Source organism: Paenibacillus sp. FSL P4-0127 (assembly GCF_038007325.1).
In the GTDB taxonomy this organism is placed as follows: Bacteria; Bacillota; Bacilli; order Paenibacillales; family Paenibacillaceae; genus Fontibacillus; species Fontibacillus macerans.
This window is the reverse complement of the sequence record NZ_JBBOWY010000002.1, coordinates 929,715-948,461: the sequence shown is the minus strand read 5'-3', so window position 1 is coordinate 948,461 and position 18,747 is coordinate 929,715. Positions and strand designations below refer to the sequence as shown.

15 protein-coding genes and 1 riboswitch are annotated in these 18,747 nt (G+C 56.2%); of the genes, 1 reads left to right on the top strand and 14 read right to left on the bottom strand.

Annotated features, from left to right (window positions below):
• Positions 1-415: 415 nt before the first annotated feature.
• From NYE74_RS30580 to NYE74_RS30550, 7 genes are all read right to left on the bottom strand, one after another.
• The gene (locus NYE74_RS30580; RefSeq protein ID WP_036625421.1) at positions 416-1,258 is read right to left on the bottom strand and encodes a carbohydrate ABC transporter permease; all 843 of its coding nucleotides are present in this window, start codon (positions 1,256-1,258) and stop codon (positions 416-418) included.
• A 17-nt stretch (positions 1,259-1,275) separates the two neighbouring features.
• Positions 1,276-2,160 (bottom strand): carbohydrate ABC transporter permease, encoded by an 885-nt coding sequence (locus NYE74_RS30575; protein WP_036625423.1) that lies wholly within the window; start codon positions 2,158-2,160, stop codon positions 1,276-1,278.
• Between the two features lie 61 nt (positions 2,161-2,221).
• Positions 2,222-3,562: an ABC transporter substrate-binding protein gene (locus NYE74_RS30570; RefSeq protein WP_082207906.1), complete on the bottom strand. Its 1,341-nt coding sequence runs from the start codon at positions 3,560-3,562 to the stop codon at positions 2,222-2,224.
• A 207-nt stretch (positions 3,563-3,769) separates the two neighbouring features.
• Positions 3,770-5,575 carry a sensor histidine kinase gene (locus NYE74_RS30565; RefSeq protein ID WP_036625425.1) on the bottom strand — a complete coding sequence of 602 codons (1,806 nt, stop codon included), beginning with the start codon at positions 5,573-5,575 and terminating at the stop codon, positions 3,770-3,772.
• Between the two features lie 2 nt (positions 5,576-5,577).
• Positions 5,578-6,372 (bottom strand): response regulator transcription factor, encoded by a 795-nt coding sequence (locus NYE74_RS30560; protein WP_270620213.1) that lies wholly within the window; start codon positions 6,370-6,372, stop codon positions 5,578-5,580.
• Positions 6,373-6,400: 28 nt separating this feature from the next.
• Complete coding sequence (locus tag NYE74_RS30555; protein ID WP_445323432.1) at positions 6,401-7,936, bottom strand: glycoside hydrolase family 43 protein; 1,536 nt, start codon at positions 7,934-7,936, stop codon at positions 6,401-6,403.
• A 56-nt stretch (positions 7,937-7,992) separates the two neighbouring features.
• On the bottom strand, positions 7,993-8,994 hold the full coding sequence (locus tag NYE74_RS30550; protein WP_036625429.1) for an AraC family transcriptional regulator: 1,002 nt from the start codon (positions 8,992-8,994) through the stop codon (positions 7,993-7,995).
• A gap of 144 nt (positions 8,995-9,138) precedes the next feature.
• On the opposite strand from NYE74_RS30550, the gene NYE74_RS30545 reads away from it, so the two are divergent.
• A complete protein-coding gene (locus NYE74_RS30545; protein WP_036625430.1) occupies positions 9,139-11,274 on the top strand; it encodes a glycoside hydrolase family 52 protein in 2,136 nt (711 codons plus the stop codon).
• Between the two features lie 477 nt (positions 11,275-11,751).
• On the opposite strand, the gene NYE74_RS30540 is transcribed toward NYE74_RS30545, so the two are convergent.
• From NYE74_RS30540 to NYE74_RS30510, 7 genes are all read right to left on the bottom strand, one after another.
• On the bottom strand, positions 11,752-13,233 hold the full coding sequence (locus NYE74_RS30540; protein WP_036625432.1) for a DUF4179 domain-containing protein: 1,482 nt from the start codon (positions 13,231-13,233) through the stop codon (positions 11,752-11,754).
• Complete coding sequence (locus tag NYE74_RS30535; protein WP_155619973.1) at positions 13,220-13,765, bottom strand: sigma-70 family RNA polymerase sigma factor; 546 nt, start codon at positions 13,763-13,765, stop codon at positions 13,220-13,222. The genes NYE74_RS30540 and NYE74_RS30535 overlap by 14 nt, the downstream gene beginning before the upstream one ends.
• A gap of 434 nt (positions 13,766-14,199) precedes the next feature.
• On the bottom strand, positions 14,200-14,382 hold the full coding sequence (locus tag NYE74_RS30530) for a hypothetical protein (RefSeq protein WP_051985668.1): 183 nt from the start codon (positions 14,380-14,382) through the stop codon (positions 14,200-14,202).
• A 222-nt stretch (positions 14,383-14,604) separates the two neighbouring features.
• Positions 14,605-15,723 carry a DMT family transporter gene (locus tag NYE74_RS30525; protein WP_082207910.1) on the bottom strand — a complete coding sequence of 373 codons (1,119 nt, stop codon included), beginning with the start codon at positions 15,721-15,723 and terminating at the stop codon, positions 14,605-14,607.
• A gap of 127 nt (positions 15,724-15,850) precedes the next feature.
• A riboswitch (FMN riboswitch) is annotated at positions 15,851-16,020 on the bottom strand.
• A 279-nt stretch (positions 16,021-16,299) separates the two neighbouring features.
• Positions 16,300-17,175 carry a MetQ/NlpA family ABC transporter substrate-binding protein gene (locus NYE74_RS30520; protein WP_373281391.1) on the bottom strand — a complete coding sequence of 292 codons (876 nt, stop codon included), beginning with the start codon at positions 17,173-17,175 and terminating at the stop codon, positions 16,300-16,302.
• A 104-nt stretch (positions 17,176-17,279) separates the two neighbouring features.
• The gene (locus tag NYE74_RS30515) at positions 17,280-17,960 is read right to left on the bottom strand and encodes a methionine ABC transporter permease (RefSeq protein ID WP_036625436.1); all 681 of its coding nucleotides are present in this window, start codon (positions 17,958-17,960) and stop codon (positions 17,280-17,282) included.
• Positions 17,953-18,717, bottom strand: a complete 765-nt coding sequence (locus NYE74_RS30510; protein ID WP_082208097.1) for a methionine ABC transporter ATP-binding protein — start codon at positions 18,715-18,717, stop codon at positions 17,953-17,955. Before NYE74_RS30510 ends, NYE74_RS30515 begins: the two co-directional genes overlap by 8 nt.
• Positions 18,718-18,747 lie beyond the last annotated feature (30 nt).

Sequence of the window (18,747 nt, the reverse complement as noted above, 5' to 3'; positions counted from 1 at the left end):
CTGCTCCCTGAACGAAAGGAATAATCGTGCAAAGGCAGGCAGCAGGCAACAGGCAGGAACACCAAGACACGAACCCTTTAGACAGTCCCTTTAGCCCCTTCACCTGGCGTCGATTTGTGACACAGCTCGAAACGACTACGGTGCAAAAGTGTCCGCCTTTGATTCAGCGTCAATTCCGGCAATGGATTGCTGCTTTGCCCAGCTACAATCAAGGCTTGTCTGCCGATTTTTTTACTGCGAAAGTTGAGTCGTAAATTCAGCAATAAACGGACAAAAAACGCCCGAAGGCGTTCGTGAAATGCAGAAAAAGTGCAAGCGATGTTCGCCAAAATGCGGTGGCATATCGACTGCCCCAATCGGCGGCAGTTTTAGCGGTATAACTTTTTCCCCACGTCCGCAAACAGCGCACTTCCGGCTACCCCTTGATCGCGCCTTCCGCCATTCCGGACATAATCCGCTTGCTGAAAATGGCGCAGACGGTAATCGTCGGGATCGTCGCCATCAGAATCGCCGCAAACATCGGGGCATAATCGGTCGTATACTGGTCCTTGAAGTTGGACAGGCCGACCGGCAGCGTCATTTTCAACGGGTCCGATATAAAAACGAGCGCCACGAGCAGCTCATTCCAGATGCTGACGAAGCTGAAGATGACGATCGTCATCAGCGCCGATTTGGCCACCGGCAAAATGATCCGCCAAAACATCCCGTAAACGGAGCATCCGTCGATCACGGCGGCTTCCATCAGCTCGTTCGGAATCGCTCCAAGGAAGCCGCATAAAATCAAAATCGCGGCGGGCAGCGCAAACGCGGCGTAAATAATGATCAGGCCGGCTTGCGAATTGATCATCCCGATTTTGGAGAAATAGACGAATAGCGGAATCAGGGTGGCGTGAATCGGCACCATCATCCCGATCAAAAAATACCCTAACGTAAGTTTCGAGGCTTTCCAGCGCAATTTGGCCAGCGCATACGCCGCCATGGAGCTAACCACGACCACGATCAGCAAAGTAACGGCCGTAATGACCACGGAGTTGAACAAATATTTTCCCGTTCCCCCGGTCGTCCAGGCGTCCGAGTAGTTGCTCCAGATGAACTGCTCCGGAAAGCCCCACGGATTTTCATAGATTTGCGGCGTATGTTTTAAAGAATTCAAAACCAGCCACAGCAGGGGATAAAGGTAAAACAAACTTCCTATGCCAAGAAAAATGTAGATCAGCACCATTTTCAGAGGGTGCCGGCCGATGTCGTTTAGCATCATGGGAACGCCATCCCCTTTCAGTTTTCCTGATCCGTCATGCGGAACAGCTTGTTGATGATGACGGTAACCACCAGGCACATGACCAGCAAAACGACGGCCATCGCATCGCCGTAACCGTACTCCGACTGGTCGAACGACCGGTAATAAAGATAGGAAGCAAGCACCTGCGTGCGGTTGGCCGGACCGCCGCCCGTCATCACAAAAATCAAATCGAAAAACTTCAGCGACCCGATCGAAATCAAAATCGTGTTCACCTTCGTAATCGGCTTGACCAGCGGCAGCGTGATGTGTTTGACTACCTTCCAGCCCGTAGCCCCGTCGATCCGCGCCGCCTCGAAAATGTCGGCGGAAATGTTCTGAATCGCCGCGATAAACAAAATCATCGTATACCCGACGAACTGCCAGGACGTAACGATCGCGATCGCCCACATCGCCGTTTTCGGCTCCGACAGCCACGGCCGGGCCCACGCTTCCAGACCCGCCGCCTGCAGCAGCGCATTGATAATCCCCATGGACGGATCGTAAATAAAGGTCCACATCATCCCGACCGCAACGCTGGAAATGACCGCCGGGGTGAAAAAGACGTTTTTAAACCATTCCTTGCCCCGCAGCCTGCCGCTCAAAAAAACGGCCAAAACGAACCCCAAACCGAGCTGCAGCACCAAGCTGACCGCGAGCAGCAGCAGCATGTTGCGGACGCCGACGCCAAACACGTTGTCTTGCGTAAACATCCGCGTATAGTTATCCAGGCCGATAAATTTCATCGGACTGATAACGTCCCATCTGAAAAAGCTGAAGTACACCGAGGAAACGATCGGAACAAAAACGACGGCGGTATAAATCAGCAGAGCCGGGAGAATGAAGAGCAGAATGGACATTCTGTTTCGCAGCACTTTTTCCATCATTGACCACCCTATCCGAAAGGGAGCGGATTCCCTAAAAGTAAACCCGCTCCGTTTATCATTACTTGTTTTCGGCGCGATAACGCTCGGTGTATGCCTGCAATTCCTTAAACGCCTCTTCCGGCGACTGCCCCGCCAAAATCGCCTGAATCGTATTGTTGTATTCATCCCCGATTTGGGCGCCGAGACCCTGATCATAGAAAATAAACATGCCTTTCATCGTCGACATTTGATCGCTTAATTTCCGGGACAGCTCCGGCACTTTCTCCGGATCAAGCTGCACGTTGGTGGCCGGGATATCCCCGCCTTCCTCGACGATCCGCTTCTGGTATTTGTCCTCCGACCAGGTTTTCAGGAAGCGGATGGCCGCGTCCGGATCTTTCGCTTTCGCGTTGATCACCAGGTTAAACGACGGCTGGCCCAGCCACGTGTCCAGGTCGCCTTTTCCTCCTTCAAACGTCGGGAATTTGGCGATATCCACGGCACTTTTCACTTTGGAATCGTCCGCCGTAAGCTGGTTGATCGCCCAACTGCCGGTGACCATCATCCCCGCCCCGCCATTTTTGAACAGATTGACCATGCCGTTGTTGTCGATGCCGAGGAAGCCTTCGGGAAAAGCACCGAGCTTGGCCAGTTCCTGCATGATACGCCCGGTTTTGATGTAGGACAGGTCTTCCCAGGTGCCGCCGCCGTTCATGATCTTGTTAAACGGTTCGTCTCCGCCGATCCGGTTGGCGACCAATTCGCTGAACAACGCACTCGTCCACGCTTCCTTGGCACCGAAAGCAAACGGCGTGACTTTGTTGTCCGTCAGCACCTGAATCACCTGTTTCAGCTCCTTGTAAGTGGCGGGCGCCTTCAGACCGTATTTGTCGAAAATATCTTTGTTGTAAAACAGCACCGCCGCCGAAAATGACGTGGGTATGCCGTAAGTTTTGCCGTCGAACGAGAGCAGATTAAACGCGCCGGATGTAAAGCGCTCTTTCCATTCCGGGTCGGCCGCGAAAGCATCGTCCAGCGGCAACAGCCGTCCTGCATCCACGTACGTTTTCATTTTGCCGGCCGCATGCAGCGAAAACACATCCGGCCCGTTGTTGGCGGCAAGTCCGGCATTGATTTTCGGATAATACGGATCGCCGGGAACATGCTGAATTTCAATTTGCGCGGCGGAATCGGGCAGCGCATTAAATTCCTTGGCCAAATCCTCGCCGATTCGGGTCATGGCCGTATCGCTCGTCTGCCAGTCGTACATCACCATCCGGGTTTTGCCCTCGCCTTCCGCGGACGGGCCGCCGCTCGTATTGTCCGCAGCTTTGCCGTTTCCGCCGCCGCAGGCGGTTAAGCTGACGACTAGCGTCAGAAACGCCGCAAGGCTTGCGGTTTTCATTCTTTTTCTACTCATCCCATCGAACCCTCCCTTTGTCTCGCGCTGTTACTCTTTCATCATAAAGTTCGGGGGAACAAACCAAAACGAGGCGGCGCCGACTTCGATGTGGAAAATTCCGACCCGTTGCCGGATTACGGACCGTCTATTTCGGGCCGGCTGCCCAATTCCGCCCGCTGCCTGATGCCGAACCGGCCCCTTATCCTGCCCCGCCGCCGACTTCTTTCAAGGAGCCGGGCTGGATTCCTGCTCATTCCGGCCTGTCATGCCCGGTATGCCGGGCAGCGTGATCGTAATTTCCGTTCCTTCGCCGCAGCTGCTGTCGACCCGCAGCCCGTATTCTTTTCCATAGTGCAGTTGAATCCGCTGATGAACATTCAGCAACCCGATGCCCGCCGTATCCGCCGGACCGCCGTCCAGTACGGACCTGATTTCCTCCAGCTTGGCGGGCTCCATCCCCCCGCCGTTGTCGCTCACCGTCAGCAGCAGCCGGCCCTGTTCAAAGTACCCTCTTATCTCGATGAACCCTTTGTCCATCGCCAGCTCCAGCCCGTGAACGATCGCATTTTCGACCAGCGGCTGCAAGATAAACCGCGGGACCGACAGGGACAACGCATTCGGATCGATATCGGTGTCGACTTCGAATTTGTCGCCGAAACGGTGCTTTTGGATATACACGTATTTCTCGACATTGCCGATTTCGCTTACCAAAGGAATAAAATCCTTCCCTTTGATCCCCTCCCGCATCAAATCGCCCAGCGCCTTGGACAGCTTGCCGACCTCGGGGGCTCCTTGAATGCGGGCCAGCCAGTTGATCGTCTCCAGCGTGTTGAACAGGAAATGCGGGTTGATCTGGAACATCAGATACTTTAGCTGAGACTGCTGCTTGAGCAGCTCCTCCTGATACACCTTGTTGACCAGATGATTGATCCGGTCGACCATCCGGTTGAAGTTGCGGCTGAGCAGTCCGATTTCGTTGCGCGAGTTGTACACGAAGCGGGCGTCCAAACGAGCTCCTTCCACGTTTTTCATGACGGCGGAAAGCTGGCGGATCGGTTTGGAAATGCTGTTGGAAACGATATAGGACAAAATTACGGCCACCGTGATAAAAATAGCGAAAAGAACAAGCATCCAGTTTTTGAGGAGGATCGATAAGTTTTCGTATTCGGTCGCGGGAATGACGCTGACGATCCGCCACCCCGTTTCCCCGATCATCCGGTAATTGACGACAGCGTTTTGGTTGTTCAGGGCCGTCTTGAAGCTCCCCTGTTTGCCGCCGCTCAGTACCTGGCCGATATAGGCTGCGGAAGGCCGCGTATTGATCAGCTCCTTGTCGCCATGGGAAATGATGACCCCGCCCTGATTGATGATGTAAAGTTCCCCTTGTTTGCCGAGCTGGATCGAGCCGTAGATGGAATAAAGCGCCTTTTCGCGGAGATGCAGCACAAAATACCCCGATTTCTTCAGGTTGTCCATGTCATAAACGGAACTGCCCGCCGTGACGGCGGGCACCAAAGGTTCGGGGTCCATCCAAATCAGATTGCCTTCGTTTTTTTGCAGGCTCCGCCACTCTTCCCGGCTTAATTCGGTCAACGGCGGATCCGAGGATTGGAACAGGTAGGGCTTTAAAGAATACAGTTGAATTGACTGCACCTCGTCCCGGTCGATGATCACGCTGTCCAAAAAATGGTTGATCCGCTTGGCCGCGGCCACGTATTCCACCTGGCTGTCGAAGCCTTTGTTCGCTTCCCGCAAGGCGTTCCGCACATCCACGTTCGTAAAAACGGTGTGATACAGCCGGTCGATGTCCACCAGATGGAGTTCGATATTTTTGCTGACCTCGCTGAGCAAGTCGAGCGTATAATCGTTCGTTTTTTCCTGAATCAGCGATCTTGACTTCTGATAAGTCAACGTGCCGATCAGGGCGATCGGCACCAAGATGAGCAGCAAAAACGACGCCAGCAGCTTGCTGCGGATTTTAAAATCATGGACCCGCTGAATCAGCCTGCGCCCGAGTTTACCGAAGACCATGTTCATTTCTCCCCGCCGGCCAGCTGTTTGCTGCGGAATTCCTGCGGCGTAAGTCCATAGCGCTTTTTAAAGAGCTGCCCAAAATAACGGGCGTCCCGGATGCCGACCTTGGCAGCGGCCTCGTAAACTTTCACGTCCGGATCGGCCAAATATTCCATCGCCTTCTGCAGCCGGATCCGCGTCAGCGTATCGCTGAAGGTCTCCCCCGTCTCTTTTTTGAACAATCGGCTCAAATAATCGGGATGAAAATGGAGCGCCTCGGAAATTTTGGCGATCGTCACCTCCTCCATGAAATGGGCCTCCAAGTAATCCGTCATCCGTGCGACGACCGCATTATGGTTTTCCGCGGCCGGCAGCACCTTCCCCTGCAGGGTGAGCGAATATTCCTTCAATTGCTGGCGCATATCGCGCTCGGCGGCCGCCTGCTCGCGCTCCGCTTCGATTTGCAGCTTGGCCTTCCTGCAAGCCGCCATGATCTCATCCGGATCGGTCGGTTTCAGCACGAAGCCGACCGCCCCCAGTTCGATCGCCGACAAGGCGTAATCGAGCTGATGATAGGCCGTAATGAACACGACCTTGACCGGGCGGTTTTCCTGGTTCAGCGTCTTCATCAAGGACAATCCGTCCATACCCGGCATCCGGATATCCGTCAGCAGCAAATCGGGCGCCAGCGAACGCACCATATCGAGCGCTTCAGGGCCGGAAGAAGCAAGGCCGGTAAGCCTGAATCCTTCGGACTCCCAGTCCAGCGATTGCAAACCGAGGCGGGTAATATGCTCATCGTCGGCAATAACCATCGTGATCACTTCGGTCATCTCCTTTGCGCTAGTCCAGCGGGATGTAATCAAACCAGTCAAAGCGGGCCGGGGCTGCGGGAGCGGAGGTGCCGCTGACCGCGTACAGCCCGAAGAATACCCCGGTGAACCCGCCGGCCACCTCGGTCGCCAGCATGATGCACTCCCCCCTGCCCAGAATCGTTCGTTCTTCCTCCCGTTCCGGATGGCCGTATGTAAAGACGTAATTTTCCGCATCGGCCTGTACGCCAAGAATCACCCGCTCCCCTGCCCATGGGACGCTGTGCTCCACTTTCCGCAAAGAGCCCAGCCGCCGGCGGAAAATTAGGACGCGTTCCCCGCCCGTCCGCGTCAGCGCGATTTCATAATGGAAGCGATGGTTCATCAGCACGGTCAACCCGGCCTCATCCCCTTCGTGAGCGGGCGGAAACTCCAGCAGCGTCTCGGCCCGGCAGGCAAAATGCTGCTGCCGTCTGCCCAGGAACGCCGGCGCATCCTCATCGTCCAAAGTTACCTGCAAACCATGCAGGGTCAACCAGCCGGGGCGTTCTTCCAGCGACCAGCTGCCCGGACGGGGATTCCGCAGGAAATTCCAGGTCAATTCCGGGGCCGCTGCCGTAAAATCGTCGCGGTGATCTGTTTGTTCGCTCCACGGATGCAGCGGCAGTGTATCCGCTTCCACTTTTTCCGCGATCATCCCGCCTTCCCCGATCTCCGGCCAGCCTTGCTCGTTCCATTTCACCGGGGCAAGGAACGTCTCCCGTCCCAAATGGTGCCGGTTCGGATAACCGACCGGACGAATCCCCAGACAAACGGCCCACCAGCTGCCGTCATGAGCCTGCACCAAATCGGCGTGCCCGGTGGCCTGAATCGGACTCGCCTTGCTGCGGTGCGACAGGATCGGATTGCCGGGGCAGCCGGTAAACGGACCGGACGGACTGTCGCCTCTGGCGATCGTCACCATGTGACCGTATTCGGTGCCGCCCTCGGCCAGTATCAGATAATAGGTCCCGCCGATTTTATACAGATGCGGAGCCTCCGGATGTTTGCCGCCGCTGCCGTCCCAGATGATTTGCGGCTCGGTTAATCTTTTTCCCGTCTTAAGGTCGATTACGCTTTGGTATATGCCGGTTTCGGCCTGGCCCGAAGCGGTCGAGAAATACACCGTCCCGTCCTCGTCAAAAAACAAATCCGGATCGATGCCCGGCTGATCGATCCATACCGGGTCGGACCATTCCCCCGCCGGATCGCCGCTATGCACCAACAAATGCCCGCCTCCGGTCACGTTCGTTGTCGTCACGTAAAACTTTCCCTGATGGTAACGGATCGTGGGAGCGTAGATGCCTCCCGAGCTTCTCGCTTTGTCGAGCCGCAGCTGGCTCGGGCGGTTCAGCACATAACCCAGCTGCCGCCAGTGAACGAGGTCGCGGCTGTGGAAGATCGGCACCCCCGGAAAATATTCAAAAGAACTCGTTACCAGATAATAATCTTCTCCCGCCCGGCAAACGCTGGGGTCGGGATAAAATCCCGGAATCACGGGATTGCGGTAAGGGGCCATACAATTCATTCCTTTCCATTCGATCAATTTTTGGGTTCCGTAAGCCGGCCGCGCGTCCGGCGCCCTCAAATATGATATCGCCCGCGGAATTTGCCGGGCGGTTCGCCGGTCCAGCGCTTGAACTGCCGGCTGAAATGGGCGATGTCCTTGTAGCCGAGCCGCCGCGAGACGTCTTCCACCGACAGCTCCGGCTCCATCAGCAGCAGCTTGGCTTTTTTCAGCTTCAGCGCCGACAGGTACTGCCGCGGAGACATGCCGTACACGCTGCGGAAGATGCGGTTGCAGGAGGAGGCGCTGTACCCGAGGCCGGCGGTCACGGCCGCCACGGTGTCCCGCGCTCCGTCCGCGTCCTCGACTGCGCCCGCGCGGCCGCCGCTGTCGCTGCCGCCTTCACCATCGCCGCTCACGTTTCCGCCGCCTGCGCCGTGTCCGCCACCGCCCGCCGTCTCAAGCCCGGCCGGACGGCTCCAGGCGTCCGGCGCCTCAACGCAGCGCGTAAGGCCCGCGGCGATCTCCGCGGCGATGCGGTGCACGCGGCTGCCGGAAGCGCCGGCGCCGCCGCTTTCCGCCAAGCTGTCGCTGAGGCCGGCGAACAGCTCGAACAGCGCCGCCAAGGTTCGCATCTTGTCGGCCAGCTTCACGCCCGCGCCGCCCGAGGTAAGCGCGATCAGCTTGTCCAGGCTGGGGCGGATTTGCCTCGCCAACGGGCTGGCCGCCGCGTACAGCACCTCTTCGCCCCGGCACAGCACCTCCCGCAAGGCGGGGTCGTCCACGTTGAAATGCAGGCAGTAGTACGTCATTCTTCCCGTCCCCGCCGCCCGGCTCTCGTGCACATCCTCGGGCCGCAGCAGCATCAAGTCTCCCGGCTGCTGCACGTAGCGCTGGCCGCCCACGATCATTTCCTGGCGCCCCTCCAGCAGCAAATTTACTTCAAACAGCGGATGGCTGTGCCGCGGGTAGGACCATTCGTTCGTTACCGTCCGCATATGCGCGGCAAACAAACGGAACGTCGAATCCATATCGGGCAGCATAAACTCGGCCACCTGATGCTCTCCGGACATATTCATACACCGACTCTCCTTTTACCGTCAATTTCTTTTTTCTGATTGATTTGGGTAAATTGATTGGCGGTTTGGACATAGGAGGCTCCAATACCCCTTGATATAATCAAACTAACATACCATTTACCGAAATAACAGGAGGTAATCAAGTTGGGTAAAAATATTTTTTTCAACGCGCATCACTCGCCGGTCGGCGCTTTCGCCAGCTTCACGCTCGGGTATCCCGGCAAAAGCGGCGGGTTTGATCTGGAGCTTGGCAGCCCGCCCAACCAGAATATATACATCGGATTGCAGGAAGACGGCCAGAACCGCTACCGGGCCTTGCCGTTTTTCGGGGAAGGCCAGGACGAACGCGACCGTTACACGACGGAGGATAGCGGAGATGAGGGTGAACTTCAGCATTCCGTGCAAAAAAATGACAGCGGTATCATCGCTGCGTTTGCGCGCGGGGAGATCACCCGCAAGTTTGGCGTGGCGACCGACGAGTGGCAGGCCGGCGATCTGACGTTCCGCCTGTACTCCCCGTTCGGGCCGGTGCCCGATCCGGCAGCCGCCGCGGAGGAGGAGCTCCGCTTCGCCCTTTGCCCAGCGGTGCTGGCGGAAATTACGGTCGACAACACCCGCGGCAAGTCGGCGCGCAAAGCGTTTTTCGGCTTCCAGAACACCGACCCGTACACTTCGGTCCGCCGCCTGGAAGACACGACCGAAGGGCGGATTTGCGGCGTCGGCCAAGGCCGGAACACGGCGATTGCCTCAAACGATCCGCGGGTGGCGAGCGCCGGATTTTTCACGATGGAAGCGATTCTGCAGCCGAAGGTGCCGGAAAACCTGCGGTTCGGGCTCGGTCCGGTGGGCGCGCTGTTGATGGATACCCCGGCCGGCGAAAAAGCCACTTACCGCTTTGCGCTTTGCTTCTACCGCGGCGGTTACGTTACTACCGGGATGGACACGTCCTACTATTACACACGGTTTTTCGGCAATATCGAGGAAGTGGCCGCTTACGCGCTGGAGCAGTTCGACCGCAAGCTCGCAGCCGCGCGCCAAGCCGAAGAACTGGTGAACGCTCCGCATCTGAACGAGGATCAGCGGTTTATGCTGGCGCACGCCATTCGCAGCTACTACGGGTCCAGCGAGCTGCTTGACCACGAGGGACGGCCGCTTTGGATCGTCAACGAAGGCGAATACCGGATGATGAACACGTTTGATCTGACGGTTGACCAGCTGTTTTTTGAGCTGAAAATGAACCCGTGGACGGTCAAAAACGAGCTCGACCTGTTCACCCGCCGCTACAGCTACGAGGATACGGTCCGCCTTCCGGGCGATGATACCGTGTATCCCGGGGGCATCAGCTTCACGCATGATATGGGCGTGGCCAATTCGTTCTCCCGGCCCGGCTACTCCGCTTATGAGCTGCATGCGATCGACGACTGCTTCTCGCACATGACGCATGAGCAGCTTGTCAACTGGGTGCTGTGCGCTTCCGTTTATGTGAGTCAGACGGGGGACAACGAGTGGCTGAGCCGCAACCTCGGCGTGCTTGAGCAATGTCTGGATAGCATGGTAAACCGCGACCAACCGGACCCGGCCAAGCGGACCGGCATCATGGGCCTGGACAGCTCGCGGACGATGGGCGGCGCGGAGATTACCACGTACGACAGCCTGGACGTGTCGCTCGGTCAGGCGCGCAACAACATTTATTTGGCCGGCAAAAGCTGGGCCGCCTACGTGGCGATGGAGAAGCTGCTGCGGGATAACGGCCGCGAAGAGCAGGCGGCGCTGGCCGGCCGGCAGGCCGAGCTGTGCGCGCGGACGATCGTGGCTCACATGCAGCCGGGCGGCTACATTCCCGCCGTGATTCAGGAGAACAACGACTCGAAAATCATTCCGGCGATCGAAGGCTTGATTTTCCCGCTGTATACGGGATGCGGGGAGGCGCTGGACAGAGGCGGCCGGTTCGGCGAGTACATCGCGGCGCTGGCGGAGCATTTGCGCGCGGTGCTGAAGCCCGGCGTCTGCCTGTTCGAAGACGGCGGCTGGAAGCTGTCCTCGACGAGCAACAATTCCTGGCTCAGCAAAATCTACCTGTGCCAGTTCATCGCCCGCCGCATTCTTGGCCTGCCGTGGGATGAGCAGGGCCGGGCCGCCGACGCGGCGCACGCCGCCTGGCTCACCTCCGAGCAGAACGCCTACTGGAGCTGGAGCGACCAGATGATGGCCGGCGTCATTTGCGGCAGCCGCTACTACCCGCGCGGCGTAACCGCCATTTTGTGGCTGGACGAGAAATAGAACAAATCTGCGGGGTGCCGCGCAGTGAGGTAAACCGCCGGCCGGAGGCCTCCCCTCCGGAGATCCTTTGCTTGGGATGTGGAGAAGGCGCACTGCCTGCGTTTTTGTAGGTGGCCAGGGGAATAGCGGTAAATAATGTCCCTATTTTCAGCAAAAAAGGTAAATTGACTAAAATAGAGGAGTTTTTTACCGCTAATTTGGGAATAAGTGGACAAAGAGGGGCTTTTCCCATGCTTGTTACCCAGATAAGGCCCAAAAGTTCCGCTATTTCATGCAGAAGCGGAACTTTTTAAAAATAACGCCATAAATTACCGCTATTCCGGCAACAGAGGCAATGGCTGGCCCCTATCCTCGCCTCCCCGCACCTAAAGCAAGGGTTTCTCAAAAAAACGGGGTTGTCCCTAAGGTCATGTATATGACCTTTTGGGCAGCCCCGTACTATATCGCGTTTTTTATGATGAAATCTGTACATGCAGCCTAACGAATGCGCTGTTCATCCACTTCATTTAATTCCAGAACGTTACCCCAATATCTTATAATATCGAAGCTGAAGGGGCCGGGATATTGCCGGTAGTTCGGAATGGAGAGAAATGTTCCTTCCCCGGCATCATATTGCTGAGTGAAGGGATGACGCTCGCCGTCGGCATCCGCAAACGTATCCTTCAGTTCGAAATACCCTCCTTTAACCTCTTTTTGGGGCCCGTATTGCAGACGCAAACGCAATTCCTCGTCCGTACTTTCCTCCGGAATCCGCTCCAGTGAGATCTGGGAATCGGGAGAGTGAACCAGCTTGCCTTCCTCGGGATCAACGGTAATCTGCACTTCGTGATCGGGCTGGAAGCTCGCATAATAAAATTTTAGCCATAATTCCCTATGCTCCGAGTAGAAGCTGCTGGTCAGGTAAATCGTTCCCCCTTCAGGCGTCAGCAGGGTTCGATCATACCTTAATGTTGTATCAAAATCCATGCGCTCCTTTGCCTGCTTTTTCAGTGAGGCAAGCTCCAGCACGGCTTCGATCTTTTCCAGCTTTTGGCCGGTGCTGCTCTTGAAATCGAAAACAAGGTCCGTCCTCAGGGGGCTCTGAATCAGTTTGGTAAAGGTGATCTGCTGTCCGCTCTGCGTTATCTCCACGTGGATCGGCCGCTCCTCAATATCCGCGGCGTGAGCGCCATTTTGAATCGTAACGGGTACGACCAGGTTTTCTGTTCTCTCTACACTAACATTGCTGCTTTGGCGTTCATTGCTGCCTTGCCGTTGAAACTGAGACCAGGTCGTTTTGATCTGGAAGCTTTCCGGAATTTGTCCGGCCGTTTCAAAATCAAATACCATAACCCCCTTGGTCAGCGGCTGATTTTTAGGCAACTGGGCGTAGGTGTCCCAAGTGAACGAACCATTCAGCGGCCGGCCCTGACGATCCAGCAACTGCGGAGGCTGGTTATAGCTCAGGCGTAATGGAAGATCCTCATTCTGGTTCTCTGTGGTATAAAACATAATGATTCGCCTGCTGTCCGCCACGATTCCATCAACCGTCATTTTATAACCTTTAGCGACGATAGATTGATTCAGCTCATGATACAGACCGTGATCGGCAGCTTGTTTGAGCATGTTGAGAAGTGAAGGATTATCCAATTGGCTGTTCGCATCGAAAATGTTCTCCACATAGGAGGGAATCCGCGCATTGATCGGTGCCTTTTCTGCCGCTGGGACCCGGTATATCCGGTTTAGCTTATAGCTGCCTACTGCGCCGGCTCCGATGACCAACAAGATAGACAGGACCGCAGCGGCAACGCGAAGCCGCTTCATCGTCCGCAATCGGGACAACGGACGCATCCGTTCACGAGCAGCCCGCTCTATGCCCTGCCGCAGCGCCTCGTCTAACTTCTCGTCCGTTACTCTTCCGGCAGCCTGACGTACTTCCTGCCAGCTTTTTTCCATTATCCAGTCCTCATGATTGGCCATGTTGAAGTTCACCTCCATGTTCGTCTCCGTAATTTATTTTGCCGCGCAATTGCTTGAGTCCCTGGTGCAGCCACGTCTTGATGGTCCCCTCCGCCTTCCCGAGTATTTGGGCGATCTCCGGAACGGTCATATCATTGTAGTACCTGAGTATAATTGCATTTCTGTACTTGGGCTTTAGGCGGCTTAGCGCCTTTTCCATGTCGAGCTTTGCAACACTTATCATCTCGGGGGTGTATGTAACGGAGCGCTCCAAAATGATCTTTTTCCGGCGTTTTTGCCGTCTTAGTTCTTCTATGCAGCAATGGATGACGATTCGGATCAACCAAGGCAGCATTGCGCCGGGATCTTTTAATGTGTGGCATTTCGACCACCCCCTATATGCTGCTTCCTGCAGCATATCCAGCGCGTCGGCCTCGTTGTGCATATAGCTGTATGCAACACCGTAGAGCTTTCGCTTGTGCCTGGACACGAAGTTGAAGAAGGCTTCTTCATCTCCCGTGCAAACAGCCACGGCCAGCTTTTCCTCTTTCATGATGCCCTCCCTGTTCATAAGCTTCTTTCTTCAGTTGAATGCTGCTGATCTGTCTTGAACTCTCACTTTATAGACGGAAAGTTAACCTCCAAGCGTTTTATTTTTTTATGGGCATGAAAAAAGATCGCCGCGTTATCCTGACCAAGAAAGCAGGGTAACCGGCGATCTTTCTTTTAAAACGGGATGTTTGTATTGAACCGATAACCAAGCTGACCGGATAACTTGGCCAGAAATTCGGCATCAGTTTTGGCTGCCTCTCTGTAGGAAAAAATAGACTTCTGTTCTTCATAGCGCCCTCAATCGGGCTCGAATCTCCGACAACAGCCGGTTCTTCTCTTCCGGGGGAATCCAATCCGCGAGTCTGGCGGCGGCGACCGGCAAGGTCCATCCGTCGATTTCATGATAGCTCACATTCGAATGCTTTAAGTAGTGCTTTAAATATCCTTTTCGGCTTCGCTGATTCGCTGCCTTAGGAAATTTACGATGATGGATACGATTTTGGGAGTTCCCTCGGGCATCGTTCCGTAAGTCAAAAAAAGCAGGGATCTTGCAATATCCCCCGATGGATTGCCAGCCATTCCGGTCATCCAATCGATGATCCAATAATCCGTAGCCACCAGATCATCTCCTATAAAGATGGTACGTCTCGAAATGACAATATCTCATTGGAAATATCCAATGGCTTTGCCGCGGATGGGCTCCTTTCGCGAATTTTAGCTGATTCTATTGGAAATATCCAATCAAGCTTGCGAAACTGGGAGCAGAAACAAAAAAGACCTCCGCAACGGAGGTCGCCAAAATCAAAGTTAGTTAACACACAGGTTAAACGATCTTCCCTGTTAAGCGCCAGCTTTACCCACTTTGCCCGCGTTGCCCGCTTTCGTCTCCGCGGCGGGCGAGCCGCCCTGGCGTGAGATGATGAACAGCGCCGCCCAGATCAGCACGAAGCCGCACACTTGGGCCGCCGTAATCATCTGCTGGAACGCCACCCAGTTGACGAGCACCCCGACCATCGGGAAGCTCAGCTCGGCCAGCGTGGCTACCGACGCCTTCGTGGTCGTCAGTCCTTTGTAGTAGACGAGCAGGCTCAGGAGACCCGGCAGCAGCGCTTGTCCAAGCATATTCAGCGAAACGGCGGCGATTTGCCAGCCTCCGGCCGGCAGGTTCCAGCCCGCCCCTTCGTTCCAGGCGATAGCCAGCAGCAGCGGCAGCGCCAAAATAAACCGCAGCGACGTCACCGTCTCGTACTTCATCTTCCCGACCATCAGCCGCCCCATCACGGTGGAACCGCCCCAAAGCGCGGCCGCTCCCAGCGAAAGCAGGCTGCCGATTTGCACGAAATCGCTCCAGTGCCCGATCGGAACCGTAAATCCGAAAGTAAGCAGGTACGTTCCGGCCAAAGCGACCGTCAGCAATCCGAAAAAGTGGCGCGGCAGCTTCTCCTTCAATAGCAGGCCGGCGAGCAGGATGGCGAACAGCGGCTGCATTTTTTGCAGCAGCAGCACGGCGTTCAAATCGCCGCTGGAGAGCGCCATCGTGAACAGGATGGTGGCGATCGCCGACCCGCCCCAGGAAATGAAGAGCAGCGCGCCGGCGTGGCGCCAGCCCAGCCCTTTCAGTTCGGAGCGGTTTTTCCATAACACCGGAACGGCCACCAAAGCGATGATGATGTGTTCAATCAGAACGATTTGCGCCGACGTCAGCGACTTCAGCAAAATGACCCGAAACAGCGGGTCGACGCCCCAAAGGGCGGCTCCCAAAACAACGAGCCAAAACCCGGTTTTCGCCGTACCTTTCGCGGCCGCGCTCCCGGCCAAGGCTGCCGCTTTCCCTGACGCGCCGCCTGGCGCTGCGGCCCCTCCCGCCAGCGTGCCGGCGCTGCGTCCGGCCTGCAAACCGGTCTTGCCGGTTCCCGCTCCTACTCCGTTTACTCTGCTGCTTGCGCTTGCATTTTTCATAATGATGTCCCCTTCTTGAATATGGGGTCTACGTAGAAAACCCCCGCAATCCTTCCTACAAAAGGGGTTGCGGGGGCGACCAAATAAGCCTGGCCGAAGCAAAAAAAGCTCCGTTCAAACTTGCTTGTTTGATCTTCTCCCATCCGGACTATACCGTCGGCCTTGGAATCGCACCAAGTCAGTCGCCAACCGCGGACAACACGCGGTAAACGAGTCGCGGGCTTAAGCCCCTCTCTTCCCATGGAACAGAGGAACCTCACCGCCGGTCAGGAATTTCACCTTACCCCGAAGATCCATATTCATTTAAATTTTTTTAAAAATGTTGGGTTGGTTTCAGCATAACGCATCCACCCCAATATCACTGTAGCAAAAATCACATGAAAATTATATTTGAAAATTCTTGAAAATTCAAGACCTCCCGACATTGGCATTACCCGCCCAACGTTAATTACCTGAATTACACCCGCTTCGCCACGTCGAAGTTGTTTTCGATAAGCAGCCAGTTTTGCGGGAAGCTGAAAGCCCCCGTTTCCTATAGCTCATGCCCCAAAGGTCCAGTTCTTCCCAAGCCCGTTTTTAGAACGCCGGCAGCGCGATCTCGTCGTATTTTTGTTCCAGGAACTGTTTCACTTCCGGGCTGGAAATCGCTTTGGCCAGCTTTTGGACCGGCTCCGAATCCTTGTTGTCCTCGCGGGCGACAAGCGTAATGGCAAACGCGGAATCGACGGTTTCCGTCAGCAGCGCGTCCTTCTTCGGCGTCAGTCCGAGCGGACTGGCATACGCCGGCGTCATCAGCACCAGGTCGGCGTCATCGAGCATCCGGGCCAGCATCAGCAAATCGACTTCTTCGAATTTGTAATTATGGCTGTTTTCCACGATGTCCCCCTGGGTGGCTTCCAGCCCCGCGCCTTCCTTCAGCTTGATGACCCCCGCCTTATCCAGCATCATCAGCGACCTAGCGATGTTGGAAGGATCGTTGGCGATGGCGATCGTCGCCCCGTCCGGCAGTTCCTCCATCGATTTGTACTTTTTGGAATATGCGCCGTACACCGCGTGATATACCGGCTGAACCGCCGCTAGATGGGCGTTTTTGCTTTCATTGTACTGTTCCATGTAAGGAACGTGCTGGAAAAAATTCGCATCGACTTCCTTGTTCGCCAAGGCATCGTTCGGCTGCACGTTGTCGGACAATACGACCAGTTCCAGATCGATGCCCTCCTCCTTAAGCTGCGGCTTAATCAATTCAAGAATTTCCGTCATCGGCGGAATCAAGGTGGCTACCTTCAACGTTGTCGTTGTTGTTTCTGCGGACGCTGCCGCCGAAGTTGCCCCGTTCGTCCCCGCTTCATTTCCGGCGCCTTTCGCCGCCCGGTCTTGTCCGCCGCCGCCCCCGCACGCAGTCAGCACAAGCGCCAGCAGCGCCAAGCTCATCATCCATTTCATCATTTTCATGAAAAAACTCCCCCTTCAACCCTCATCCTAATTCTCTTCCTTGCTCTTTTTACCCGCTGCCTGCTTAATGCTGCCAGTGAATCCGGGCTTCCCCGCAAAAAAACTTAACGCTTGTCCAAACGCCGGGAAATCGCATTTCCCGCAAACTGAATGCCCTGCACCAAAATAATCATCAGCACGATGACGGCAACCATCAGCTCCGTTTCGAAGCGCTGGTAGCCGTAGCGGATGGCAAAATCGCCGACCCCGCCGCCGCCGACCACCCCCATGACCGTGGAGTAGGAAATAAAGCTGATCGTCGAGGAGGTCAGTCCAAGCACCAGACCGGAACGGGCTTCCACCAGTAAAAATTTGAAAATGATAGCCAGCTTCGAGGCCCCCATGGCCCGGGCCGCCTCCATCACGCCGCGCGGCACCTCCAGCAGCGACTGCTCCACGAACCGCGAATAAATCGCCACCGCCACGATCGCCAGCGGCACGGAAGCGGCCAGTGTTCCAATCGCGGTGCCCACAATCAAGCGGGTGAGCGGAATCATGAACACGACCAGCAGCAAAAACGGAAAGGAGCGTACAATGTTCACAGCGCTGTTCAGAACGGCCGACCAGCCGCGATGTTCGTACAGCTGCCCTTTGCTGGTCAGAAACATCAGCGTGCCGAGCGGAAACCCAAGCAGGATAGCCGCGGCCAGCGAGATACCGACCATCATAAACGTTTCGCCGATCGCTTCCCCGATCTGAGCGCGGTATTGCAGCACATCGTGCCACATGGCGGCAAAATCAAACATGGCGCCCCTCCGTTCCTGCGAGCAGCTGCTCCCGGTAGGACATCGCAAGTGCAGACTTATCCGCCGCACCCCGGCGCTGCCCCAGAGGGAACGTATCCGTCAGCCTTCCGTTCTCCATGACGGACACGGTGTCGCAGAGGCTTTTCACGACCTCCATTTCGTGGGTCACGATCACGATCGTTACTCCAAGGGTGTCGCGGATATGCCTCAGCACCTCCAAAATTTCCGCCGTCGTCCGCGGGTCGAGCGACGAGGTCGGCTCATCGCAGAGCAGCACGTCCGGCCGGTTCGCCAGGGCCCGGGCGATCGCCACCCGCTGTTTTTGCCCGCCGCTTAAGGCCGACGGATACTGCTTCGCCTTGTCCGGCAGGCCAACGAACCGCAGACACTCATCCACGCGCTCGGCGCGCTCGCGTCTTGGGGTCCCGGCCAATTCAAGCGGCACCGATATGTTGCCGCTGACCGTCCGGTTATTCAGCAGATGAAACTGCTGGAAAATCATCCCGATCGACCGGCGCACCTTCCGCAGCGCAGCCTCCGGGAGAACTGTCAGTTCCCGCCCCATGACGGTAATTCTCCCGCGGTCGGGCAGCTCCAAAGCGTTCATCATCCGCAGCAGCGTCGATTTGCCGGCCCCGCTCGCTCCGATAATGCCGTGAATCGTCCCTTTCTCGACGGCAAGGGACACATCCTGCACCGCTTCCAACTGACCGTCCGGCAAGCGGTATGTTTTGCTCACATGCTCCAGGGTGATGATAAGCCCCTCCCCCTTTCTTTGCGCCAAAAC